The sequence below is a fragment of the Amedibacillus sp. YH-ame6 genome (assembly GCF_053848845.1).
Window position 1 is genome coordinate 130,167 of the sequence record NZ_JBSPEZ010000001.1, and the last position, 26,076, is coordinate 156,242.

Below are 26,076 nucleotides of genomic sequence, written 5' to 3' on the forward strand. Positions count from 1 at the left end.
TCCTATTTCTGGCATTCCTCAAAGAATGTCTGGTGTTCTTTTAGTAAGTCTACTGTTAAAGGGTATTTATAAATTCTTGGTTTTGTAGAAGCTACATCACGATCGACTTCTTCTCCTTCATAGAGGGTCGTCGGATAAGTTTCTAACAATTCAGATCGTGCATTTTCCATGATGCATCTTGCGATTGCCATTGCTGTTGCGCTATTTTCTTTCTTAACAACGGCTAGAGATTCCGTTAAGGTATAATTTCCTTCAGTTGGATCTACAACTTGAATTGGTAATCCTTTTTTACTATCTGCGATTGCTTGATGTCTTAATCCAAATGCAATCCCAACTTCTCCTGATCGAACTTTCTTGATTGGACCGGAACCACTGGATTCTAAATGAGGTCCAACATTATCTAACAGTTTCGTTAAAATGATGTTTCCTTCATCTTCTCCATATGTATTTAGGATTGCTTGTACCAATAACCATCCCGTTGAACTTGCCTTAATATCTGGGATGGATATATAGCCTTTATATTTATCATCGGTTAATTCTTTTATAGAGGTTGGTATACTTAAACCCTTCTCCTCAAGGAATTGTGTATTTACAATGAGAGCTCCTTCCAAGGCAGTAAGTGGTGTATCATAATCGGAATAGGTACGTATGGTATCTGTACGGAAGGTAAGCTTTTCAAACATGTTTTGTTTCTCTTGTGCACTATCTACATAATAGGTACTCATAGAGATTAAGTCTGCTTCTATATTAGAACCTTCAGCCATCAGCTTTCCACCCAGTTCACTTGTCCCAAAGGACTGCAAGATGTATTGATCAGCGAACCCATTCTCATCTAATGCATGACGTATCGCAACTAATGCTTCTTCATCCGCATTGGAATAAATTACAACTTTCTCTTGGGATGTCCCAAAGATAAAGGTAAATGCTAATAAAACTACAGCTCCTAGCGCAAGTACAATCTTCTTAATACTGAAGGATTTCTTTTCCACTTGTTTTCCTTCTTTTTTATGTGCATACAATTGTACAAGTCCTTTTACAATTAGGTTCGTAATAAGGATCAATAAAGATAATACAAAGATTTCATCGAATTTGGCGAAGTGCTGTAATTCTTTAATCTTCGTTGTAAGAACTGCTGTTTTCGCCCCTACGATAAAGATAAGTGCACTAATCGTAACCATAGAGTTTGTAAAATAATAGGCAAACATTTCTAAAATAGTGCTCTTTGAATTTGGGATAACCACTCTTCGTATGGTCTTCCACCAACTATCTCCCATCAACATTGCAGTTGTTTCAAATGATGCATTCATTTTTCCCAACGTATTTTTTGCCATTACATATGGCGTACAGAAGAAATGAATCACATTACAAATGATAATAATATAGAAGGTGTTTTGAAGTGACGTTCCACTAAAGATAAATAGGAAGGCAATACCAATCACCATACCTGGAATGGAATTTGAGATACTACTCATAATATCGATGGATGTTTTCGCAAACTTCGATAATTTACTACGCATTGTAATCAATGCACTACAATAAGCAACAACAGTACCAAAGAGTGCGCTTCCTAATGCAACAAGTAGTGAATTTTTGTATACTCCTAGCAAATTACTTGACGTTAACGTATCCACGAAATGATCAAGTGTAAAGCTTGCGTCATATGGCCATTCACTTATAAATGGAAGTATGATAATCACCGCAAAGATTGAAACAATGAATCCAAGAACGAATAAAGATGAAATGGAGCATATTCTATCTCTAATTTTATGTTTTGGTAAATCAATATCAGTAACTTTATGATAACGTACATTGAAGCGTTCTAAATAATGAAGTATGGCAATACTTGCGATACTTGGCAATAACATCATCATCGCAACTACGGCACCATTAGCAAAGTTTGGAATCGCGCCTAACATTTCATTATATAAGGTTGTCGCAACAACATTGAATTCTCCTCCAACAGCTGCAGGAATTCCAAAGTCAGTGAAACATAGGAAGAAAGATTGAATGAAGGCAGCTGCTAGTGTAGGAATTAAAGGAATGATGGTAGTCATCATAAAACGTTTCCAAGTATTGTCTTGCATAATCTTCGAAACAATTATAAATTTCTTATCAATATAACGCATCGCATTATTCAACAACAAGAAAGCGATTGGAAGAGTATAAATTACATATGCAATTAATAACCCCCAAAACCCATAGATATCAAAGAATTGTATATGAATCAATTTCGTAAATAATCCTTGTTTCCCAAACGTATATATAATCGCAAATCCATATGTTATAGTAGGCAACAACATAGGCATGGTTGCGATAACTTTAATGCTTTTTTTGAGCTTAGGGAATGCATTTGTAAAATTGATTGTATATGCTAATAAGAATGCAAGTAACAACGTAACGAATGCTGCTACTCCTGAAACAAGAAAGCTATTTTTAAAGGCGATCATAAACTTTCCTGATTGAAACATGCCCGTATAATTCGCAAGTGAAATTTCATTTCCACTTACAAATGATTTGTATAATAATGTAGCTACAGGCATCAATAGAAAGATACAGAATAACAATGCCAATAATGCATATATAATTTTTAATTCTCTAGACTTCTTAAGCATATTGCTCTCCGAATAATTGATAGATATTATGACGTTTAATTTCTAATTGTTGAAGAATAAATTCTCTTACAAAATCGCTGGATGGTTGATTGATAATATCCTGAGGTTTTGCATATTGAGAAATACTTCCCTCTTTCATAATCAACACGCGATCAGATAACGTAAGCGCTTCTTCAGGATCATGCGTTACAATAATAGTTGTCAATTGATATTCTTTCGCAATGGTTTTGATCTTTTCTTTGATGCTTTCCTTAATCACTCCATCTAGTGCAGATAAGGGTTCATCTAATAATAGTATTTTGGGTTTCATTACCATTGTTCGAGCAAGTGCAACACGCTGTTTTTGACCTCCAGATAATTGATCAATACGTTTATCAAGGTGTGCAGATAATCCAAGTAAATCGATCAAATCATTCACTTCTTGGCGTGTGGATATAGTAGGTTTGTTTTTCAATCCATACATAATGTTGTCATAAGCATTTAAGTTTGGAAATAAAGCATAATCTTGGAAAACAATATTGAACCCTCTCTCTTTCATAGAGACATGAGTTAAATCTTCTCCTTCAAAAATAACTGATCCTTTATCAATATCTGTAATGCCTAAGATGCAATTTAATAGGGTTGTTTTCCCTGAACCACTTGGTCCTAGAATGGAAACAATTTCTCCTTTATTTATTTCCAAGGAAATATCGTTTAATATTTTTACATCATCATATGATTTGCATAAGTGCTCTAACTTTAACATGCAGATCCTCCTTCAGGTAATTACCTTTCGAGCATCATTATATCGGTTATTTCCTTGAAAACAAGGCAAGTAAAAGCTTCTTAACGATGCGTTAACAAACTGTTTACAGAAACCGGTTACACACACATTTCTGTTAATTCTGTGTAAAATTGTGTCGTTTTATATAAGAATCTGAAACAAAATATTCACAATGAACACTCTTCTTAAATTTACTGTTATTTTTTTCTAATGATGTATGAATTTTTGAACAAAAACAAAAAAAGACAAGTTTTCATCTTGTCCTTATCATTCATAATCTTTAAATTGAATTTCTTATTTCTTCGAACGTTTGAGCATCCATTAGCAAGTGTGATACTTGTTGTAGTTGTGCCATGGTTAAAGTTGATAGCCAAGAAGATGCTCTACATTAAACTTAGGTTGAATGAGTTGATTCAAAAGCTTACTGTATCCTTCTGCTTTTCCTTTCTCCTCTCCTTCTTTAAGTTGTTTCTCTAAATCTTTGCGCCATAATACTCAAATCGATTCGTTAGATTTGTGAGTAATCCTTCAACTTGCATATCATAAAAACGTAACCGTCACCCATCTTTCGCGTGCATATCCAATATGATTTTCTTACCTGCAAGTGCTTCTGGATTCATTTCAGGATTTACCACAATATTATCTACTGGATCAATTCTTGTAATCTCCTTAATCATAAAGTGGCGAATCATTTTGGAATCTTTATCTTGTGAAGATAGGGCGAATTTGAAGAGCACATCATTTTTATAGCTTACTTTTGTTACATCTTTTGTAGCCATATATATCATTTCCTTTTTTGTTCTTACACTTTACATATATGAGATGAATTTTAAAATCCCTTAAAAACCAACAAACTTTATAGTAAATATGTAAAAGTAAACATAAAGGATAGTAAAGAAAAGAGATCACTTCACTGTGATCCCTTTTCGCATATTATTCTTCTTTTATGGTGAATCTACCATCATTTGATGGACTAATCGTTTTCTTTTCTTGAATTTCTTGTATTAGCAAATCTTTTATTAGGACTCCTGTCTTCTCACAAGATATAATATATTCATTTGGTACACTTTCTTCCATAACTGCAATACTATATTCCTTATCCTTTATGATTTTCTCACCATCACTAGTTTTGATGCTTTTGATTCTGGAACCAGGATCCGCCGTAGGATCAAACGTTACCTTTAGTCCAGAGAAATAGTAGAACCAACCAGTTATATTGTTAATTGACATAGAATATTCCAATGTCTTCATTAAATTTTCACCAGTCATTGTGATCTTCCAAAGTTCTCCCTTTTCACCAAACTTATAGTCAGGCATAACTCTTTGCATATCCACTTCCGTTATACTACCTTTATAGAACTTACCGGATACACCCTTTCCACTATATAAGCCATCTTTTCCATTGTCCATAAACAATGCAAAATCACTCTTACTGGTTGTTCGAATTACATCACTTATAAAATTTCCTGTGTCCATCAAACTGAAATCTTCGCTTGCTTTTCCATAAGTTTCTAGTTTTTCTTCTCGCGTTGGTATTTGATTCTCCTTATCCACCATTTCTCCTAATTGTTCTTTTGTGGTTGTACCTTTTAACATACCTTGTAAACCTCGACGTAAGGCGGATTCACTTCTCTCCAAGGTAGGGAAAATTCCATATCGTCCTTGTGCAAGTGTTGTACGCATATCTTCGATTTCCTTGTCTTCAGAAATTTTCGCATCTTTCAAGCTAGAATACATTGTACCATTTCCACTAGCCAATGCTGCCTGTCCATCTGGAGTACTGATGTAATTCATAACCTTCATTACTTTATCATACTGTTCTTCATTGCCTTTATCTTGTAGATGCTTGCTCATACCAATATAACAAACCATATACAGTCTTGCCCATGTGCTTTCTGGATCTCGATTAAAGAATGGCATGATAGCATACTCATCCTTGCTTCCACCTTGTGTCTTGGCAATTTTGATTAGTTGCACTGAATCCTCTGTCATTACAGTCCCACGTGTATATAGATTGCCTTGAGTATCGTTATAGTGCAATTCAAGATCACTTTCTTTGATAATCCCATCATTAATCAAAGCTTGAAAAGTATCCACAGCTTCACCAAAATGATCAAGAAACTTTCCATTTCCTTCATTATACGTCGCAAGCCAAGAGGCATCTTCTGGTTTACTATAGCTTGTACCAAAATTAAATCCAGTAAAAGCTGTATCCAGCACTTCATCATTTCCTAGAGGTATTTGAAATGCGCGATTTCCAGTAGCCTCAATTTGTTTACACAGGGCCACAAATTCTGTATAGTTATTGGGTACTTCCCAACCGTTTTCTTCAAACATTGTCTTATTATATACAATGCCTCGAATAGATGCTGGACCTGGTAAGTAGTATAAATTGTCATTTTCATCTGCAATGCTATCAAGCATAGAAACGTTATATTTATTCGTAAACGGCATTCCCGACATATCGATCAATCGATCTTTCCAATATTGACTTCCTACATCATAAGGCCAAGTCATGACGATATCTGTCAAATCATCATGTTCTAATCGTGCTTCATACTCTTTTCCTAAAGCTGTATTTGCTGTGTAATCGCCTACTAGTACAATATCAATATCAGGAAACTCCTTCTCTACCGCTTTTTCGAAATCATAGGTAGTAAATGCATATTTGGTAAGCACTGTAATTCGCGTTCTTCCATCTTCACTCTTCTTTTGAGTAAGCACATCATTTGTAGTATCTTCTTGATTATCAGTAGTACAACTGCTGATAAAAAGACAAGTCGAAATCATAAACATTATCAATATGCGTTTTCTCTTGTCTTTTTTTATCATTTACTTATCCTCCGTTTTATCTTCTTTTGAAAATAGAATTTCCTCAAAATCACGAATTGGCATTGGTTTTGCATATACAAATCCCTGTACATAATCACAACCCATAGCACGTAATGAATCTACTTGATCCCATTCCTCAATACCCTCAGCCACCGTTGTCATCTTCAATGATTGTGCCATATCCAATACACAACTAATAATTGCTTTGGTACGTGGGTCATTTTTAAAATCGTTCTTAAAGAATACGCGATCTAATTTTAAGGTATCCACATGAATATCTTGGAGTAAATTTAAGGATGAATATCCACTACCAAAGTCATCCATACTACATCCAAACCCCATAGTATGTATATCATCAATGACTTTGGCTAAGAACAATGTATCTTCGAAAACCATATTCTCTGTAAATTCTAATTCTAAATATTCACTTGGAAATGTGTATTTTTCAAATATTTCTCCATAAGCTCTCAAGAAATTTGGATCCTTTAAATGTGCACGAGAGCAGTTTACTGATACTTTTACTAATTTTTTTTCAGAATCTTGCCACTTCTGTAGCAACATACAAACTTGTTCAAACATCCACAAATCTAAACGAATAATAAAACCATTTTTTTCAAATAGGGGAATAAATGCATTTGGATATATCATTCCATCTTCTTTACTCTGCCAACGAACAAGTGCTTCAGCACCACCGATTTCATCATTGCTAATCATATATTTAGGTTGTAGGTACACTTTGAATTCATTTTCTTTTAATGCGACATCCATCATATCTTCTAAATGCTTCTCTAATAACATTTGGGCTCTCGTAGCATCATCATAATAAGCAAAATGAATATAATCGTTTTGTCCATGCACGATTGTTGCATCACGTAATGATAATTTTGTTCGATCCATCATATCTTCTAAAGCTACATTCTTATCTTCAATTACATAAATTCCATATTCCATAACAAAGAGTGGAAATGCGTTCAATGTCTCTAATGCTGCATTCCCCATATCTATACGCCAATCATATAGACGCTTTTCTAGTTCTTCCTTCTCTGTAAATTTCACTAAGATATGGAAGTTATCAGCGGCTTGATGTCCAATATATTCTCCTTCTGTAAGAGATTGAAAAATACCATTATGAATGCTTACAATAATTTGATCACAAGTTGCACGTCCAAATTGATCATTCAATACTTTGAACCTCTGTATATTAGTAAATATAAGAGCGTAATGACCTGTACCTTCTTTTAATTCAACCTTTACTAAATCATGGAATCGCTGAATCGTATTTCCTTTGGTTAAGGTATCCACGTATGCTATCTGTTCCAATTTTTTCTTATGGCGTGAGAAACTAAATATAATTATCATTAAAAACATAAAAAATACTAAGAAAATCAATCCTGTTATCAACAGTGTATTTCTAAGAAGTAAATTTGATTTTGTGTTTACAACAGAAACTGGTACAAACGTGAATAATTCCCAACCATCTAACTCTATTGGAGTATACACCAAATACTCATTTGAATCGGCAATCTCAAACTCAAATTGCGCTGCTTTTTCTTTCTTCATTGCCTTTTTTAACTCTTCGATTTCATCTTTCTCATTTGATTCATTATTTGCCAATGTATGAATGATATTATATCCAAACTTACCTGCAATTGCAGAGGAAGATCGCGTGATTGCTTTCCCCTTCTTATCTACAATATAGGAATATGCTTGCTCATCGAAAGATGCCATGGATAAAAGCTGATCAAAACTCTCTGGTTTATAACAAGTAGCAAGTGCCTTCATTTTCTTACCATTAATAGTCGCATTCAATGGAGTCGCAAAAATCAAAGTCTCCTCATTGTTGATAATTTGTGTTGGCGCAATCATCGCTTTGTTTGGAGTTAACTTACGAAGAAAAGAATCTCCAGTAATGGAAACTTCTTTCCCCTCAAAATCGTATGCTGTGCCACCCTCATCAATCATCATAGCCTTATAAAAGTCCCAATGATCCTCTTGCTGTTTCATGAAAGAGCTAACCTGTTCAAACGTATAGCCTTGATTATCTTCAAGTACTTTACGCATCGTTTCTAAAATCGCAAAATTATCCGCGATGGTGCGTTCAATATTACTACTGATACGATTTGAGATCTCTCTTAAGTAATGTTCACTCTCATCTTGTACCGTTTGACGCACTTGATTATAAAAGTTTATACAGGCAATTCCCACGATTGTGCAGATCACAATTAAGACTATGACGACTTTTTGAAACGTCCGTTTATCATCGTACGCTTTCTTTAGAAATGTCATAATGACCTCCGAGTAACTTTTTCTACAACAATATCATACCATATTATTCGGCAATTTCTACTTTTTTTACAAAACTAACAACCAATTTCAATGAAAATTGTCTCAAATTCGTTTCATTTAACAAAGAAAGAAAAAAGAGGCTGTAACGAATAAGAAACAGCCATAACATAAAAAATACGTCAAACTCATAAGAGCACGACGTATTTTTTTGGTATAATTTAACTATGGAAAACAACAATGTGTTAGAGTTAAATTATCCATACCTAAGCAATATGGATTATACTACACAACAGATGATTTTACCACTAGATTTAGGAAAAAAGTTAAATTCTTCAGATCCAGTGTTCAGTTTTCTTAAAGTGATGGAAGGAGTCAATTGGAATAAATACCTGTCACACCCGATACGAAAAGGTCGTGAAGAATACAATCCCTTTAAGATGATTAAAATCGTTCTGTTTGCGTTTATGAATAAAATTTATAGTTTAAGAAAGATTGAGCATGCATGTAAAACAGATATTCGCTTCATGTATCTCATGAATGAAGAACAACCTTCTCATATGGCCATTCAACGTTTCATTAATCACTATATGAAAGATTCAGTTGAAAACATATTTAAAGATATTTTTACTTCCATCTGTTCACTGGATATAGTAGACACTGAAGTCATGTATATCGATGGAACAAAAATAGAAGCAAACGCAAATAAGTTTACATTCATATGGAAGAAGACCGCAATAAAGACTAGAGACAAAACGTTTATGAGATTAAATTTTATGATGTCAAAGCTTTCTGATATATTGAATGTGCTAGCATGTGTGAATGGACACCAGAAGAAATACAGTCTTTGATTGACAAGCTCACAAAGGTAATTGACAAACAAGGAATACAATTTGTTTATGGAAAAGGTAAGCATAAAACACCATTACAAAGGCTTTATGATGATTTGATTAAATATAAAGGTATTCTTGAAAACTGTATGGAACGAATCAATCTATGTGGACCTGATAGAAATAGCTGTTCAAAAACAGACCATGATGCGACGATGATGCATATGAAAGAAGATTATTACATGAAAACAGGAATCTTTAAAGCAGGATACAATGCACAGATTTCTGTAAGTGATGAATACATAAGTTATGCATGTGTGTTTCAGGATCGAGCAGACCAGAAAACGCTCATGAAGTTTTTAGAACGATATCGAGCATTGTATGCATCATATCCAAAAACGGTTGTGGCAGATGCAGGATATGGAAGTTATGATAATTATTTTTATTGTCTAGAACATAATATAGAAGCGTATATCAAATATACAATGTACAGTAAAGAAAAAGAAACAAAGTATCAAAAGAGAAAATACCTCAAAGCAAATTGGGAACAAAACGAATATGGTCAAAGAATATGTCCAGCAGGTCATGTATTCACATACGAAGGAGAACATGAGGATAAACGCTCTAAGTATCCGCGAATTAACCAAAAACATAGTTGTAGGAAATGTAGTGAATGCGAACGAAAGAATGAATGTACAAAGTCAAAAGGAGATCGAAGTATCACGGTTAATCCAATCCTAGAAGAATTTGAAAAGACAGCAAAAGAAAACCTTGATAGTGAACAAGGAATACAATATCGAGTACAGAGATCGATTCAAACAGAAGGAGCATTTGGAGTCATAAAAGAGAATAATCAATATGACCGATTTCATAGAAGAAACATCAAAAATGTAGAAATGGAGTTTCAATTGGTGTGTATAGGGTTCAATCTTATGAAATATCACAATAAAAAGAATCGTCAAAAACTACAGTCTTAAAGTTTTCCACAATAGAAGTATTTTTCTTATACCCTTTTTTAAGCTCAATGAGCTGATTTTAACCCATATGATTCATATACATGAAAAAAAGAGGTCGTAACCTCCTAGACATCATCTGAATTTCCAAATGTGTCTATTTCGTTACAGCCTCCTTTAGGTAAAATATACGAATTCTTCTTTTAGAGCTTCTACAACTTCCATTGCCTTTACATATAGAATCGGAACTTCTCCATGATAGCTTTCATCGTATTCCACTTCTATTTGTGCTTCTACTTCAACCCACTGATCCTTTTTCATCTTGTTTGCATTTTTGTAATGGCACAGCAAGCCAATAAGTGAGGTATCATCTGCACAACAAACCATCGCATAACGTCCAAACACAAATACATTACGCATGCCTTCCACTTTCGTAGAAATAACTTTGGCTTTTACTCGAACACTCTTCCCCTCATATTTACGAGGATGTTCTAAAGCGTCCATATACCATAAACCATAGTCATCATCCGCAATTTCAATGACATCCTTGTGTAGATCAAACGGCATATCTTCTTCGCCAAGTTCTACAATGTTTCCTTCTTTCGTTTCATAAATCAACTGCGCCCCTTTATTGATCGCTTTGATATTATTGCGAAGATACAATTTCTTTGTATCCTCATCACATCGATTAAAAATGATAGTCTCAGAATGAAGGAGTTGATCATAAATCATAGATCGCATATTGTTAATATACATTTCAAAGGAAGACGCATCCACAGTGGATACAATCTGCACTAAGAGCCAATCAAATGGATACTCCACTTGCATAAACGTAGATAAATTCCATGTTCCGTTAAACTCTATCAGTACTCGATCTGGTTCTATAACTGCATCGAGATTCTTTAAAAATTCATAAGTTAAGTCTTCTTCTTGACTCACATAAATCAAGGTTGTATTCGTTACCTTAAGAAATGCATCGTCGTATTCAACTTCGCCTTCTTCACAAACCAATAACAAAGTTTTTTCATCCATTCCAAATCCAGGGTCTTGTAATGTGTCTTTAATAAGTGTGGATTTCCCACTTTCTAAAAATCCAGTAAATAAATAAACAGGGATTGTCATATTACGCCACCTTAAACAATGCCTTTAATGCATCGATATCTAATTGTGCACCAATGACACAAAACCTTCCAGTATACGTCGGATTTCCACTGCGTATTTCATATTCTTCTGGTACTAAATCAAAATACATCCATTCTTGAGTATCACTTTCTAGCATTCCTTTTGTACGTAAAATTGTTCCATAAGTAGTTCCATGAGACAACTCTTTTAAAATATGTTCCAATTCTTCTCTTGTATATTTTCTTGGAGTCTCACTACCCCAGCTTGTGAACACATCCTCTGCGTGATGATGTTCATGGTGCTCATGATGATCATGTCCACAACAACATTCCTCACCGTGTTCATGATGATGCTCATGATGGTGTTCGTTATGATGATGTCCACACTCTGGGCATACTTCCTCTTCTAACAATGTTTTTTCCAATGCATGTGCATGTTCCATAGCTTCTAAAATATCATTCCCATGTAACTTATCCCAAGGTGTAGTAATGATGCTTGCATCTTCATTATGATGTTTTATTTCATGTACAACTGCTTCAAGTTTTTCTTCTTTTAAATTCTGTGTACGGCTTAATATAATCGTCGTCGCAAATTCAATTTGATTGTTAAAGAATTCCTTAAAATTCTTCATATACATATGGCATTTTTGTGCATCTACAACGGTTGTATAACTATTTAATGTAATATCCACTTCTTCTTGAACATCCTGAACTGCACGAATCACATCGGATAGTTTACCAACACCAGATGGTTCGATGATAATACGCTCAGGTTGATACTCTTCTAGCACTTTCTTAAGTGCCTGTGAAAAATCCCCTACGAGCGAACAACATATGCACCCTGAGTTCATTTCACGCACTTCGATTCCCGCATCTTCTAAAAATCCACCATCAATTCCGATTTCTCCGAACTCATTTTCAATAAGAACGATTTTTTCTTTATGTAATACATCTCCTATAAGCTTCTTAATTAGCGTTGTTTTACCAGCGCCTAAAAATCCTGAAATAATATCAATCTTTGTCATTTTTATTAGCCTTCTTTCACAATTTACTATCTATATAATTCCCAACATTTCATAGTATAACACTAAACCTAGTCTTCTTTCAAATCAAACGAAATTTTGAAATTGAGTCGCAAATCATTTTCAGAAACAAAGGAACATGCTATACTTATTTACGTAATCTTACGATAGAAAAGGTGATGAATATGAAACATTCTATACTTCGTGTAAACAGTCTTCCTAATTTATATAAACATTGTTCGAAAATACAATTATTACATATTGAACTACAAAACTACGGTGTTGATGATGACCCCGCTTTTGTACAAGCTTACCTTGATTATGTGCGTGAACAAATGTATTCTTCTATTGAAACGAACAATGTAACTGCGCAAGCAACAAAAGTGATTTCAAGGATCGAAAGCTTTGTAATTTTCAAATCAAACGTAAACACCCGTATGATGTTAGATACACTTCATGCTTTATTTGCGGAGTTATCTGAATATTGTGATAATAAGGTGGAAATCTCTTATCAATTTACGGGCGCAATCATTTATTTGGATGGAAAAGCAGCAAGCTTGTTCCACAAAGTTGATGGAAAAGATGAGATACAAGACGATGAAAGTTATTTAACAAATAAAATAGGATATGATGGAAAAGCGAAACCTCGTGGGAAATACTTATTATCAATGAGTCAATATCATGATATTTATGATCGTATGCCGAAAAGAACAAGTCCATCTACCGTTGTCACAAAAGAAAAAGAATCTATAGTTTCAAACGATGTTGATGTTGAATATTGTATCTAAAGTGCGTTTGCACTTTTTTATTTTTCTATGAACATGCTATAATAGTCCCACAAAAGGAAGTGATGTTATGTCTACATATCTTATACCAATAGAAACCGCAATACTTACATTCCCAATAATAGCCGCTATAATGACGATTCCCTACATCCTTGTACAGTATCGCAAATATGGTTCTATTTTGCCTTTGCGAGTAGCGATTGTATACTCTTTTGTCTTTTATTTGTTGGTTGCTTATTTCTTAGTTATATTACCACTTCCACCGATTGAAGAAGTTGCACAATACACATCGCCTACTACCCAACTCATTCCTTTCGAATGCATACGTGAATTTAGTATGTCTTCCTCTTTGGTATTACAAGATTCTTCTACCTATCTAAAAGCACTCAATGAACCAAGTTTGTTCCTTATCTTATTCAATATTTTATTAACTGTGCCTTTCGGTATGTATTTACGATATTACTTTGCTTGTACTTGGAAAAAAACTCTATTGTTTTCTTTCCTTTTATCATTATCCTTTGAATGTATACAACTAAGTGCTTTGTTTGGTATTTATCCTAGACCATATCGTCTCTTCGATGTAGATGACCTTATTAATAATACGTTAGGTGGTGGTTTGGGCTATATGTTAACACCACTTATCTCTTGGTTTTTACCAAGTCGTTCCACATTAGATGAAACAAGCATGTTAAAGGGAAGACAGGTATCCTCCTTAAGAAGAATATGTGCATTCTTTATTGATTTCATAATTGTGGCTCTAGCAAGCGCAATTACATTATTCATAGGATATATTATGAACTTCATAGATGCCTCTTCTATAAGTACAAACATCTTATACATATACGCAACGTTCACAGTCTTATTTATCATCATATTCTCTATCATTTTTAAGGGAAAGACACTTGGAAAAGCACTTGTAAAGATACGTTTGGTGAGTGGAGAATCTACACTACTAAAATGGTATCAACATATCATACATTATGTAGTTTTGTATTTATGCATCCTACCAATGCCTTATATAATTTTCTTAAATCTCCTTGATTATTTTGATATAACAACATCTAGTTTCTCTATTTCTATACTTCTTATCGCACTTATGATTGTATTCTATATTGTTTCTCTAGTTCAATGTGTTCGATCGTTATTTGTGAAAGAACATTATGCATGGTATGACAAGCATTGGAAACTTCATAATATTTCTACAATTCCTTATGAGGAAACAGACGATAACGTTGAAATAGAAGATGTGCATAATGATTGTATAGAAAAAACAAACTCAAATACTTGAGTTTGTTTTTTTTATGAAATTTTTAGAACACACTTATTCTTTCCATCCCTTACATACATCCACCCAAACGGCACCTTCTATAAGGGTTTCTAAATCCTCCATTGTACAGCGTATGGCAGAATTACTACTTCCACATGCAGGATAAATATAATCAAAACGTTTCATAGACACATCCAAATACACCTTTGTTTCTTTTGGTATCGCAAAGGGACATACACCACCAATGGTATGATTGGTATATCGTTCAACTTCTTCTGGTTTCAACATTTTTGCCTTTACTTTGAAATACTCTTTAAAAGCATGATTATCAATTTTACAATCTCCTGCACACACGATAATAACTGCATGATCTTCCACAAGGAAGGAGAGTGATTTTGCGATACGCTCTGGTTGTGTAGATAATGCCTGTGCTGCCAATTCTACCGTTGCACTAGAAGTATCCAATTCTATAATATCCTTGTCTCGTCCATAAGCTTTTAAATATTCTCTTACAATTTCAATCGCCATTACGATACCTCCAAACTTTGTAATTCATTGTACAATTTTACTACCTTGTTTGTAAAGCTCGAGATACAAAGGCACCAACCTATTTTCTTAGGTTAATGCCTTTGTGCCAATAGTTGTCTTTTTCGATTAAACGTTGCTAATCATTCATGTTAACATTAGATATTAAATACTTTGCTTTATCGTAGTCTGTTTTTTTAACTTTGAATTTGTATATAGTGGATGATTTATAGCCTTCTCTAACCGGCCCATTTCCTCCACCTAAAGGAGCACGATCAATGGTGGTTACATCATATGCAATACCATTTCCACTAAGTATATCTCTTATTTCTGACTGAGCTCTTAAGGACATTGTTAAACAAAGCTCTTTTTTATTGAATATTATCATATACTATATCAATACTACAAAATCTCCAGACCAAATTGAAGATCCTCTCTTAAGAATATAAAATTGGGTTTGCCCAACCGTCATATTAAAATCTCCCCATGAATACACGTATGCCCATCCGTGATTTGGAGTAATTTCTTTGCCTTTAGCTGATATTACAGTTGTCATAGAATCCAACAAAACAACACTCATCATATAAGAAATTAATTTTTTCATCAATTCATCCTCCTGTTCTTATCAATATGAATTATATAAACAAAAAGGGGGGGTATCTAATTTGATTATATCAAATAAGGTTGCTTCATAATGTCTTTTCACCCTTAACACCTCTTCCCTTCGTGCTGTATCTAATGTAATCATAGCACGATATTTTGTCTTTACAATCTAATCTTTTCTAGAGAGCTTATAAAACGAAGATTGATTATCTCCAATTACAACCCAATCCTTCATATAGTCTTCTGAGGATATCTTTATAACTTTATTTACTTAGCACTACTTATGTTTCTTCGATAATCTTTCTCATACAATTTATTCCTAACTTTTTTTATAAAAAGCGTTTAAAAAAGAACAACGTCAGTACGGTTTACTATAGAGCACTCTTGTAATACCTACATAAAAAATATAATTTCTTACTTATCAAGTTTGGAAAAAGGTCAAGGATCATAAGCTTCTATTGTACTTACAATTCCTATTACAAATTTTATTTTATTTATTTCAGATAAGGGTATAAGAAAAGACTGTCAATGTAATATCAACAGTCCAAATTCAACTTAGATGAGTTGTCCTTATCCAAATGCGTGTGTATAAGTAAAGACGAATTTATCTCCATCCTTAATATCTAAATCATCTGCAGCATTACAACTTCCATTTGCTACGCAAGCTTCGTTATTGCTAGATTCATATAACCACCATGGGCCTTTATCAAAATCATCTGTTCTAACACCTTTTACCCCAAGGATGACTTTTCCAAATTGACCGTCTTCCATCTCTACTTCTAAATCTTTTGCTTTTTCAAGGAAGTCCGCAAGAGTCTTCACTTTCCCATTTACTGTAACATCACCTTTAAATAGCTCTTTGTTATTTACAGCATCTTTCACTGTAATATTTAATGTAATTTCTTGGCTCTTTGTTTCTTCTTTTTTGTCGCCTGCTGAGCAACCTCCTAAAACCAATACAGATACTAATAATAGTGCACTAATAATTTTTTTCATAATGTAATCTCCCTTCGATTTTTTTCAATACTACATAGATAGGCTTATAACATATAAAACAGGTAATGCCGGATACAATCCCTTGAATAAGAGAAGTCTTTAATCCGGCTAGGATATATAGCATTGTAATTTTATCAGACACTAGCATAAATGGCAACTGCACAAGTTGACCTGTTAGAAATGATAAAAAGGCACATACTACTACAATGACTATAAAATGAGTTCGCAGATAAGGTTTCAAACATCCAATAAGTAAACTATAAGTAGGATATATCAACACATACATGATAGACCAAGGTGTGACACCTTGCATACTAAAATTGATAATTCCAAAGACAATTGCGCCTAGAACAGCAACTCTTGTCTGAAATACCATAGAGAATAAAAGAACGGTCAATGTAATACATTCTAGATATAATACAAACGAAAAAGATGTGAACATAACGAATTCCAATGCGCCAATAACTGCGATGAAACATAGCTCTCTAACTTTCATAACTGCGGCTGACAAATTCTCTTTCCATATGTAGTTCATACTTATTCTCATATAAACACATCATAAAACATGTATTTGATAATAAGTTCATAAAATCAAACAACGTTGATTCAATCGAAAAACCCTCACGTTCAATCTGATGCATGATACGAATCACAGCTTTTACATCAGCTCTAATTTTATGTAAATAACTAGCGCCTATACAGCCATCAGGTAAAACGAAATGTTTCATTTCTACATAATAACGTTCATATATTTCTTTTAGTTGTTGTACTTCCAATTGCTGGATTACACATTTGCCACGAATTGATCCATTGGCATGATATACAAGCTCAATCAATTGAACCATATCGCTTTGCGTAATATGTTTTACATAATGACGCGCAATTGATAAGGAACTAGCAAGCTGATCACTCGCAATTTCATAATCGCAACGATGATCTTCTTCTTTCAAAAAACTATATGCACAAAATTCCATTGACATCCTTTTCACCACCTTTCTTAATACTCAACACCCTTACGCGCTTGCAAGCCTTTTTCATAGGGGTGTTGTTTCATAACAACCTCGGTTTCATAATCTGCACATTCTTTTAATTTCGCAGAAGGATTTCTTCCCGTTAGAACGATCTCACATTGTCGTTTCGCTCTAGAAACATATTTCAAAAAATTTTCCTCATCGATGATCTGTAAATTCAACACATCCAAAATTTCATCAAGGATTACACAATCGTATTGTGAACTTTGACTTTCTGCAATTTGAAATAGTAACCACTGTGCTCTTTCACATGCAGATTTCTCTTCCTGGTCCATTTGAAAATAAAACTTTTGAGGTAATTTAACAGCATGTGTCGTCACATTTACAAAGCTATCCATTGCCTTCATTTCCCCGCTATCTCCATTTTTAAGGAATTGTAAAATCAATACTTTCTTGTCATGTCCTGCCATTCGTAGTGCCATACCAAAAGCAGATGTTGTCTTTCCTTTTCCATTACCATGAATGATATGTAGCATAAGACCCTCCTTGTATAAAAAAAGTCCTTTTCCAATACAGCATAAAAAGGACTGATAGCTCAGTTATCACATCTTTATACTCCGTAAAGTGCTTGTTATGTAATCATAGCTGTATTCCGGCTCAACTTCATTGTAACTGCAACCTTCCCAGGATTTACCCAGTGGTTTTATCTGCAGAACTCCATTTTACGGCGGCGGGACCGCTCAGGTTTTTCACCTGATTCCAATATCTACCATTACGATTCTTTTTTTATACGTTGACATTATAGCATAACTTCTTTTGTCTGTCTGTGGAATAAGAAATTTTAACTATCAAAAGAGTGGATTTTCCTTTGAAAATCAATAAAATTCTTACATTTTGATGAAAATTGTAAAAAACACTTATCTATTTCAAAAACTTTCATGAAAACATTGATTTTATTATCAAAAAACGGTATCATCTTAACATAGATAATTATATAGAAAAGAGGGAAATTATGAAAAAAGTATTAGGAGGATTGGTCTTTTGTCTTGCATTAGCGGGATGTGGATCTGATAAAAGTAGCGAACCAGTAGATAAAGATAAAACTTTTACGATTGGTATCGTTCAACACAACACACACCCTGCACTTGATGATGCAGTGAAAGGGTTCAAAGAAGCTTTAGAGAAAAAGGATATTAAAGTGAAGTTTGTAGAAAAGAATGCACAGGGTGATAAGGGTACCAATGATTTAATTGCGAAGCAGTTTGTATCTGATGGGGTGGATTTGATTTATGCGGTTGCTACACCAAGTGCTACGGCTGCATTGAATGCTACAAATGGAAAAGATACACCGATTATCTTCAACGCTGTAACAGATGCAGAAGACGCAAAATTGGTTAAGAGCAACGATAAACCTGGTGGAAATATTACTGGTGTATCAGATGCAGCTCCACTTGAACAACAGTTGAAATTGATTCGTGAAGTTTTACCAAATGCGAAAACTATCGGTATGATGTACAACATCGGAGAACCAAACGGGAAATTGCAAGTTGAACAAGTTGAAAAGCTTGCTTCTAAATATAACTTTACAATTCAAGTAAAAGGTATCTCACAAGGTTCTGAAATAGCAAGTGCTGCACAACAACTAGCTGAATCAAGTGATTGTATCTATAACATTACAGATAACATGATTGCTTCTAACTCTGCTGCGATTGCGGATAAAGCAACTGCTCAGAAGATTCCTGTATTTGCTGCAGAAGAAGGGCAAATGGTAGGAAGTGGTATCATGGCAAGTGATTCTATCTCTTATAAGAAATTAGGAGAACAAGCTGCAGAAATGACATACAACATTCTTGTCAAAGGGGAAAAGACAGAATCAATGGCTGTACAAACTGCACAAAGTACAAGTTTGATAATCAACAAAAAAGTTATGGAATCTTTAGGGATTACAATTCCTGAAGATTTAGCAAAACGCGCAACCTATATGGAAGAGTAAAGAAGGAGGGATACTATGTATAAAAAGTTAATTTCTACAATTGCAGTATGTCTGCTTTTGACTGGATGTGGTAGTTCTACGGATAAAGAAACAAATAGTGATTCAAAAGATAAAACCTACACAATCGGTATTGTCCAACATATGACACATGGTTCTTTGGATGCGGCTGTTAAAGGCTTCAAAGATTACTTGAATGAAAAAGGAATCGAAGTAAAATTTATCGAAAAGAATGCACAAGGAGATAAAGGTACCAACGATTTGATTACGCAACAGTTTGTATCAGATAAAGTAGATTTAATTTATGCAGTTGCGACACCTAGTGCTACAGCAGCCGTAAACTCTACTATGGGAAAAGATACTCCTGTATTATTCAACGCAGTGACTGATCCTGTAGATGCACAATTAGTAAAAAGCATGGAAAAACCAGGAGCAAATATCACTGGAGTTTCTGATGCAGCACCTCTTGAAAAACAGATCCAATTGATTCGGGATTTTTTACCAGATGCAAAAACAATCGGTATGATTTATAATATCGGTGAGCCAAATGGTAAAATTCAAGTAGAACAAGTAAAAGAACTTGCTCCTAAGTATGGATTTACAGTAGAAGAAAAAGGAATCTCACAAACATCTGAAATCGCAACTGCTGCACAACAGTTAGCAGATAGCGTAGATTGTATCTACAATATCACAGATAATTCAGTTGTTGCCGCAACGCCATCCATCACGGATAAAGCAAACGCTAAAAACAAACCAGTATTTGCTGCAGAAGATGGACAAATGGAATCAGGATTGCTTGCAAGTGACTCTATTAGCTACACAAAACTTGGTGAACAAGCAGGGGCAATGGCATATGATATTTTAGTAAATGGTAAAAAGCCAAAAGATATGCCAGTACAAACTGCAAAAGATACAGCGCTTTATATCAACAAAGAAGTCGCAAAGAAATTAGGTATAACAATACCAGAGGAACTTGCGAAACGTGCAACGTATACAGACAAATAAGTAGGTGAAGAAATGGATTTTATGTTAGATGTACTCGTACAAGGACTTGCGTATGGTATCTTAGCCATCGGAGTTCTATTGACGTATCAAGTCTTAGATTATGCAGACTTGACCGTTGAGGGAAGCTTCCCTCTTGGTGCCGCAGCTGGTGCCATTTGTATTACCAATGGGTGGAACCCATTTGTTTCTTTAATTATTGCGTTTATTGCGGGTATCATCGCCGGATATGCAACAGGATTCTTACATGTGAAGTTTAAAATATCTTCCCTATTGAGTGGAATTCTAGTTATGACTGCTTTATATTCTATCAACTTAATTGTTGCTGGAAATGTATCTCAGATTAATTTATTTACTTATGATACGATGTTTACTTATGGAGATGGAATTGCATCTACCCTTGGACTAAGTGAAGGTGCTGCAGAAACCTTTATTCGCTTTTGGCCAGTACTCATCTTATCAGTATTAGCATTAGCAATGAAATTTATGTTAGACTGGTTTTTATCCACAAAATATGGTTTCTTAATGCGTATTACTGGAGACAACCCACAACTTATCGCAACTCTTGGAAAAGATATTGGTTGGATCAAAATGAATGGTTTAGCTATTTCTAATGGATACGCAGCGCTATCTGGTGCTGTAGTTGCCCAGTTGCTTCGTTCATTTGATGCTCAAATGGGTGCAGGTATGATTGTTCTTGGTCTTGCTTCTGTAATTATGGGTGTTACTTTATTCAAACGTTTCAAATTTGTTTCCTTTACATTCAGTGTTATTCTAGGTGCTATCACCTATCGTTTAGCAATCGCAGTATCTTTGAAATTTGGCCTTCCCCCAACGTATTTACGTCTAATGATGGCTCTTATCTTCATTGCTGTATTGATTTTGGGAAATGGCGTAATGGGAAAATTCTTCCATCGCGACGCAAGGAATTGAGGTGGATGCAATGTTAAAAATTCAACACGTCAGAAAGACTTTTAATAAAAATAGTGCGAATGAAGTTGTATTATTTACTGATTTGAATGTGGAAATCAACGAAGGTGAATTTGTTACCATCATTGGTTCAAATGGTTCTGGTAAATCAACATTCTTTAATATCATTAGTGGAAATATCCAACAAGATACAGGTACACTAACATTTAAAGGTAATGATATTTCAAGAATTCCTGAACATAAACGTTCACATTTTATTGGACGCGTATTTCAAGATCCACAAAAAGGTACAGCCCCTTCCCTAACCATCCTTGAAAATATGGCAATGGCCTACAACAAAGGAAAATCATATGGTTTAACAAAGGGTGTAGATAAGTCACTAATTCCTTTATTTAAGGAAGAGTTAGAAAAAATGCAATTGGGTTTAGAAGATAAAATGATGGTGAAAGTTGGAGCCTTATCTGGTGGACAACGACAAGCATTATCGCTTCTTATGGCAACTTTGATTCGTCCAGATATTTTATTACTAGATGAACATACTGCCGCACTAGATCCTAAGACGAGTGATTTGATCATTCAACTAACAGATAAATTAGTAAGTGAGAAAAAGATGACAAGTATTATGATTACGCATAACTTGAAACATGCTATCACTTATGGTGATCGTCTCTTAATGTTCCATAAAGGACAAGTAATTATGGACATTAAAAAAGAAGAAAAGAAAACACTTACTGTAGAAAAGCTAATTGAAAAGTTCAACTCTTTAAATATGCTAGATGCTTTAGATGATGAACTTGCATTTAGTGCAAACTAAAAAACAATAATCGAATCGCACATACGTTGCGATTCTTTTTTATACCCATAATTACTTTATCTCTATAGTATACTCTAATGAAAACGGCTAAGAAATGTAAGCGTTTAAATTCACATCTTATTTCTATTGGTTTCTCATTTGATTCGCGTTATACTTTAAGTAACAAGCAACCGCTATGGAGGTAGAACATGAGCAGATTAACGATTATGACAACGACGCAAGCGCAACGTGTCATAGAAGATTTGTATAAAGACCTTGAAAGAAGAATTGTAGCCAGTCCTCCTGGTTTATGTCCAGTAGATATGGCAAGTGCTTTCTTAAAATTGTGTCACGCACAAACATGTGGAAAGTGTGTTCCTTGTCGCGTAGGATTGGCACAATTACAAAGTTTGATTGATGATGTATTGGATGGAAATGCGACATTAAATACAATCGATTTGATTGAAAAAACAGCGCAAATCATTTGTGATAGTGCAGATTGTGCCATAGGATATGAAGCAGCTAATATGGTGTTGCATGGTATTAAAGGATTTCGTTATGACTATGAAGAACATATTTTACATGGTCGCTGTACATGTAGTTTAAATCAACCTGTGCCTTGTGTTTCGATGTGTCCTGCAGGAGTTGATATCCCTGGATACATTGCCTTAATTGGAGAAGAAAATCATAAAGATGCTGTGCGCTTAATTCGAAAGGACAATCCTTTCCCTTCCGTATGTGCATTTATATGTGAGCATCCTTGTGAAGCAAGATGTCGAAGAAACATGTTAGATGACTCCATTAACATTAGAGGATTAAAACGTTTCGCAGTGGATGAAGCAGGAAAGGTTCCTGCTGAGACATGTGCACCAAAGACAGGTAAGAAAGTTGCTATTGTAGGGGGCGGTCCTGGAGGATTAAGTGCCGCTTACTATTTACAAGAAATGGGACATCAATGCACAATCTTTGAAAAACGTAAGAAATTAGGAGGAATGCTACGTTATGGTATACCTAACTATCGACTTCCTAGAACGCGATTAGATGATGAAATTGATACTATCTTATCCACTGGTGTAAACGTTCATACAGAAGTAGACATTGGAAAAGAAATAACTTTGCTGGACCTTACGAACCAATACGATGCTGTGTATTTGGCAATTGGTGCACAAACAGATAAAAAAGTAGGAATCCCTGGAGAAGAAGGAGAAAATGTCATTTCTGCAGTATCTATGCTACGTGATATTGGAGATGATATCATGCCTAATTTCACTGGACAACGTGTTTTGGTTATTGGTGGTGGAAACGTTGCGATGGATGTTGCGAGAAGTAGCAAACGTGCCGGAGCTTCTATGGTTGGCATTGCATATCGAAGAAGGAAAGAAGACATGACTGCCCTTCCTGATGAAGTGGATGGAGCCATAGCAGAAGGATGCGAATTATTGCAGTTAGAAGCACCTGTTCGTATTGAACTTGATGAACATAACAAGGTAGTTGCCTTATGGACACAACCTCAAATTATTGGTATGCATAAAAATGGACGTCCTGCCCCAATGAACGCAAATTTACCAGAAAGACGTATTCCATGTGATATTGTTGTTGTGGCTATCGGACAAGGAATTGAAAGTCAAAAATTTGCAGAAGAAGGTGTTCCTGTAAAACATGGTGCAATTGATGCCTTAGATCATAGTGGTATCAATTCCATGGAAGGAATCTTTGCGGGAGGAGACTGTGTAACGGGTCCTGCTACCGTCATACGTGCAATTGCTGCAGGAAAAGTAGCTGCAGCTAACATCGATGAGTATCTTGGATATAACCATATCATCTCATGTGATGTAGAAATACCTGAAGCAAACTTTGCGGATCGTCCAAATTGTGGACGTGTACAATTAAAAGAAAGAGATATGAATCGTAGTGCTGATTTTGAGCCTATCGAATTCAATATGACACGAGAAGAAGCTATGCAAGAATGTGGTAGATGCCTACGCTGTGATCATTTTGGATTTGGCGTATTTAAAGGAGGTCGAGCAACAAAATGGTAACCATAACAATTGATAAACAAACCATTTCATGTGATGAGCATTTGACCATCATGGAAGCTAGCAAATTAGCACATATTGATATCCCTCATTTATGTTATTTGAAAGGTATCAATGATATTGGTGCATGTAGAGTATGCGTTGTAGAATTAGAAGGTAAAAACAAATTAATAACAGCATGCAATACCGTTGTTCGAGATGGCATGGTGTTATTCACCAACTCACCTAAAGTAAGAGATACACGAAGAACCAATATACAGTTAATACTTTCTCAACATGATTGTGAATGTGCCTACTGTTCAAGAAGTGGAAACTGTTCCTTACAAACCATAAGCAATGATCTTGGAATCACCAAACTACCTTATGAAAAACATGTAAGTTATCTCCCTTGGAATCCGAATTTCCCATTGATTCGTGAAGCAAACAAATGCATTAAATGCATGCGCTGTATACAAATTTGCGATAAGATACAAAATCTACAAGTGTGGGATGTGTCTGGAACTGGTTCACGTACAACTGTTAACGTATCTAATAATCGCAAAATAGAAGATGCAGATTGTTCTTTATGTGGACAATGCATAACACATTGCCCTGTAAACGCCCTTCATGTGCGTGAAGATACAGAAACAGTCTTTGATGCATTCAATGATCCTAATAAGATTACAGTAGTACAAATTGCTCCTGCTGTTCGTGTTGCTTGGGGAGAACAATTAGGATTAAGCAGAGAAGAAGCAACCATAGAACGCTTAGCTTGTGCCTTCAAGAAAATGGGTGCGGACTATGTATTTGATACAGATTTTGCGGCAGACTTGACCATTATGGAAGAAGCCAATGAATTTTTAGAACGCTTTACCCACGGCGAATTAAAAGAAATGCCGATGTTTACTTCTTGTTGTCCTGGATGGGTTCGCTTTTTGAAATCACAGTTTCCTGAATATGTACCTTATCTATCTACTTCAAAATCACCACATCAAATGTTTGGTGCAATTACAAAAACATACCTAGCACAAAAGCTAAATATTGACCCTAAACAACTCTACGTCATTTCGATTATGCCTTGTGTTGCAAAGAAGCATGAAATAGAACTACCAAACATGAATGATTCTGGATACAAAGATGTAGACGTTGTATTAACTACTCGTGAAATTGTACGCATGATTCGTGCAGAACACATTGATGTGGCTTCCTTACAAGAGACTACATTAGATGATCCACTAGGTACTGCAAGTGGTGCTGGAGTTATCTTTGGCGCAACTGGTGGTGTAATGGAGGCCGCATTACGCAGTGCATATTATTTCCTTACCAAAGAAAATGCACCCATTGAGGCATTTAAAGAGGTTCGTGGTATGGAAGCATGGAAAGAAGCAAACTTTGAAATACAAGGAACTACTGTTCGTACTGCTGTCGTAAGTGGATTAGGAAACACTCGTAAGCTCATGGAAGCTATGCGCCGCAAAGAAGTATCCTACGACTTTGTAGAAGTAATGGCATGTCCTGGAGGATGTAGTGGAGGCGGGGGTCAACCAATTTGGGATGGGCAAGAAATGGCCGCAATACGCTCTCAATCCCTTTACCAATTAGATGATCATGCGACTCTAAGATTTTCTCATGAAAATCCTAAAGTACAAGCATTATATGACGAATTTCTAGAAAAGCCTTTATCTCCTTTAGCAGAGAGATTACTTCATACAGATCATACGGCATGGAATATGCCTAGTGATAAATAAAAGGATTCAAATTTTCTATAAACGAATACGAATTG

24 protein-coding genes and 1 riboswitch are annotated in these 26,076 nt (G+C 35.0%); of the genes, 10 read left to right on the forward strand and 14 right to left on the reverse strand.

The window, feature by feature from the left end; genetic code table 11:
* Positions 1–2 precede the first annotated feature (2 nt).
* From ACWG0P_RS00705 to ACWG0P_RS00725, 5 genes are all read right to left on the reverse strand, one after another.
* Complete coding sequence (locus ACWG0P_RS00705; protein ID WP_455800035.1) at positions 3–2,612, reverse strand: extracellular solute-binding protein; 2,610 nt, start codon at positions 2,610–2,612, stop codon at positions 3–5.
* Positions 2,605–3,357 carry an ABC transporter ATP-binding protein gene (locus ACWG0P_RS00710; RefSeq protein ID WP_455792588.1) on the reverse strand — a complete coding sequence of 251 codons (753 nt, stop codon included), beginning with the start codon at positions 3,355–3,357 and terminating at the stop codon, positions 2,605–2,607. The genes ACWG0P_RS00705 and ACWG0P_RS00710 overlap by 8 nt, the downstream gene beginning before the upstream one ends.
* A 575-nt stretch (positions 3,358–3,932) precedes the next feature.
* Positions 3,933–4,154: a hypothetical protein gene (locus ACWG0P_RS00715; RefSeq protein ID WP_455800036.1), complete on the reverse strand. Its 222-nt coding sequence runs from the start codon at positions 4,152–4,154 to the stop codon at positions 3,933–3,935.
* A gap of 154 nt (positions 4,155–4,308) precedes the next feature.
* The gene (locus tag ACWG0P_RS00720) at positions 4,309–6,207 is read right to left on the reverse strand and encodes a 5'-nucleotidase C-terminal domain-containing protein (RefSeq protein ID WP_455800037.1); all 1,899 of its coding nucleotides are present in this window, start codon (positions 6,205–6,207) and stop codon (positions 4,309–4,311) included.
* Complete coding sequence (locus tag ACWG0P_RS00725) at positions 6,208–8,493, reverse strand: bifunctional diguanylate cyclase/phosphodiesterase (protein ID WP_455800038.1); 2,286 nt, start codon at positions 8,491–8,493, stop codon at positions 6,208–6,210.
* A gap of 224 nt (positions 8,494–8,717) precedes the next feature.
* Here ACWG0P_RS00725 and ACWG0P_RS00730 point away from each other — a divergent pair, with 224 nt between their 5' ends.
* Positions 8,718–9,341 (forward strand): transposase, encoded by a 624-nt coding sequence (locus tag ACWG0P_RS00730; protein ID WP_455800039.1) that lies wholly within the window; start codon positions 8,718–8,720, stop codon positions 9,339–9,341.
* Positions 9,305–10,297 carry a transposase gene (locus ACWG0P_RS00735; RefSeq protein WP_455800040.1) on the forward strand — a complete coding sequence of 331 codons (993 nt, stop codon included), beginning with the start codon at positions 9,305–9,307 and terminating at the stop codon, positions 10,295–10,297. The genes ACWG0P_RS00730 and ACWG0P_RS00735 overlap by 37 nt, the downstream gene beginning before the upstream one ends.
* A 153-nt stretch (positions 10,298–10,450) precedes the next feature.
* Here the strand turns inward: ACWG0P_RS00735 and ACWG0P_RS00740 are convergent, their stop codons facing one another.
* Together ACWG0P_RS00740 and ACWG0P_RS00745 are read right to left on the reverse strand one after the other, a co-directional pair.
* Positions 10,451–11,395: a TIGR03943 family putative permease subunit gene (locus tag ACWG0P_RS00740; RefSeq protein WP_455800041.1), complete on the reverse strand. Its 945-nt coding sequence runs from the start codon at positions 11,393–11,395 to the stop codon at positions 10,451–10,453.
* Position 11,396: 1 nt separating this feature from the next.
* Complete coding sequence (locus tag ACWG0P_RS00745) at positions 11,397–12,419, reverse strand: GTP-binding protein (protein WP_455800042.1); 1,023 nt, start codon at positions 12,417–12,419, stop codon at positions 11,397–11,399.
* A 182-nt stretch (positions 12,420–12,601) separates the two neighbouring features.
* Here ACWG0P_RS00745 and ACWG0P_RS00750 point away from each other — a divergent pair, with 182 nt between their 5' ends.
* Positions 12,602–13,204 (forward strand): hypothetical protein, encoded by a 603-nt coding sequence (locus ACWG0P_RS00750; protein WP_455800043.1) that lies wholly within the window; start codon positions 12,602–12,604, stop codon positions 13,202–13,204.
* Between the two features lie 67 nt (positions 13,205–13,271).
* Positions 13,272–14,489 carry a VanZ family protein gene (locus ACWG0P_RS00755; protein WP_455800044.1) on the forward strand — a complete coding sequence of 406 codons (1,218 nt, stop codon included), beginning with the start codon at positions 13,272–13,274 and terminating at the stop codon, positions 14,487–14,489.
* A gap of 33 nt (positions 14,490–14,522) precedes the next feature.
* Here ACWG0P_RS00755 and ACWG0P_RS00760 read toward each other — a convergent pair whose 3' ends face one another.
* From ACWG0P_RS00760 to ACWG0P_RS00790, 7 genes are all read right to left on the reverse strand, one after another.
* Positions 14,523–14,996, reverse strand: coding sequence for a YbaK/EbsC family protein (locus ACWG0P_RS00760; RefSeq protein WP_455800045.1), 474 nt, complete (start codon positions 14,994–14,996; stop codon positions 14,523–14,525).
* Positions 14,997–15,132: 136 nt separating this feature from the next.
* Positions 15,133–15,345 carry a hypothetical protein gene (locus tag ACWG0P_RS00765; RefSeq protein WP_455800046.1) on the reverse strand — a complete coding sequence of 71 codons (213 nt, stop codon included), beginning with the start codon at positions 15,343–15,345 and terminating at the stop codon, positions 15,133–15,135.
* Between the two features lie 39 nt (positions 15,346–15,384).
* Positions 15,385–15,597 carry a hypothetical protein gene (locus ACWG0P_RS00770; RefSeq protein ID WP_455800047.1) on the reverse strand — a complete coding sequence of 71 codons (213 nt, stop codon included), beginning with the start codon at positions 15,595–15,597 and terminating at the stop codon, positions 15,385–15,387.
* 569 nt (positions 15,598–16,166) lie between these two features.
* Entirely contained in the window at positions 16,167–16,592 is a 426-nt protein-coding gene (locus tag ACWG0P_RS00775; RefSeq protein WP_455800048.1) for a hypothetical protein, read from the reverse strand.
* Entirely contained in the window at positions 16,576–17,127 is a 552-nt protein-coding gene (locus ACWG0P_RS00780; RefSeq protein ID WP_455800049.1) for a cytochrome B, read from the reverse strand. Before ACWG0P_RS00780 ends, ACWG0P_RS00775 begins: the two co-directional genes overlap by 17 nt.
* Positions 17,078–17,572, reverse strand: coding sequence for an ATP:cob(I)alamin adenosyltransferase (locus ACWG0P_RS00785; protein ID WP_455800050.1), 495 nt, complete (start codon positions 17,570–17,572; stop codon positions 17,078–17,080). Before ACWG0P_RS00785 ends, ACWG0P_RS00780 begins: the two co-directional genes overlap by 50 nt.
* A gap of 17 nt (positions 17,573–17,589) precedes the next feature.
* On the reverse strand, positions 17,590–18,099 hold the full coding sequence (locus tag ACWG0P_RS00790; protein WP_455800051.1) for a cob(I)yrinic acid a,c-diamide adenosyltransferase: 510 nt from the start codon (positions 18,097–18,099) through the stop codon (positions 17,590–17,592).
* Positions 18,100–18,189: 90 nt separating this feature from the next.
* Positions 18,190–18,352: riboswitch (cobalamin riboswitch) on the reverse strand.
* Between the two features lie 223 nt (positions 18,353–18,575).
* Here ACWG0P_RS00790 and ACWG0P_RS00795 point away from each other — a divergent pair.
* The 6 genes from ACWG0P_RS00795 to ACWG0P_RS00820 all read left to right on the forward strand — a co-directional run bounded on the left by ACWG0P_RS00795 (position 18,576) and on the right by ACWG0P_RS00820 (position 26,041).
* Entirely contained in the window at positions 18,576–19,556 is a 981-nt protein-coding gene (locus tag ACWG0P_RS00795; RefSeq protein WP_455800052.1) for an ABC transporter substrate-binding protein, read from the forward strand.
* A 15-nt stretch (positions 19,557–19,571) separates the two neighbouring features.
* On the forward strand, positions 19,572–20,558 hold the full coding sequence (locus ACWG0P_RS00800; protein WP_455800053.1) for an ABC transporter substrate binding protein: 987 nt from the start codon (positions 19,572–19,574) through the stop codon (positions 20,556–20,558).
* Positions 20,559–20,570: 12 nt separating this feature from the next.
* A complete protein-coding gene (locus tag ACWG0P_RS00805; protein ID WP_455793152.1) occupies positions 20,571–21,488 on the forward strand; it encodes an ABC transporter permease in 918 nt (305 codons plus the stop codon).
* 10 nt (positions 21,489–21,498) lie between these two features.
* A complete protein-coding gene (locus ACWG0P_RS00810; protein WP_455800054.1) occupies positions 21,499–22,299 on the forward strand; it encodes an ABC transporter ATP-binding protein in 801 nt (266 codons plus the stop codon).
* A gap of 188 nt (positions 22,300–22,487) precedes the next feature.
* On the forward strand, positions 22,488–24,317 hold the full coding sequence (locus ACWG0P_RS00815; RefSeq protein WP_455800055.1) for an NAD(P)-binding protein: 1,830 nt from the start codon (positions 22,488–22,490) through the stop codon (positions 24,315–24,317).
* On the forward strand, positions 24,311–26,041 hold the full coding sequence (locus ACWG0P_RS00820; protein ID WP_455800056.1) for a [FeFe] hydrogenase, group A: 1,731 nt from the start codon (positions 24,311–24,313) through the stop codon (positions 26,039–26,041). The genes ACWG0P_RS00815 and ACWG0P_RS00820 overlap by 7 nt, the downstream gene beginning before the upstream one ends.
* The last annotated feature ends 35 nt before the right edge of the window (positions 26,042–26,076 follow it).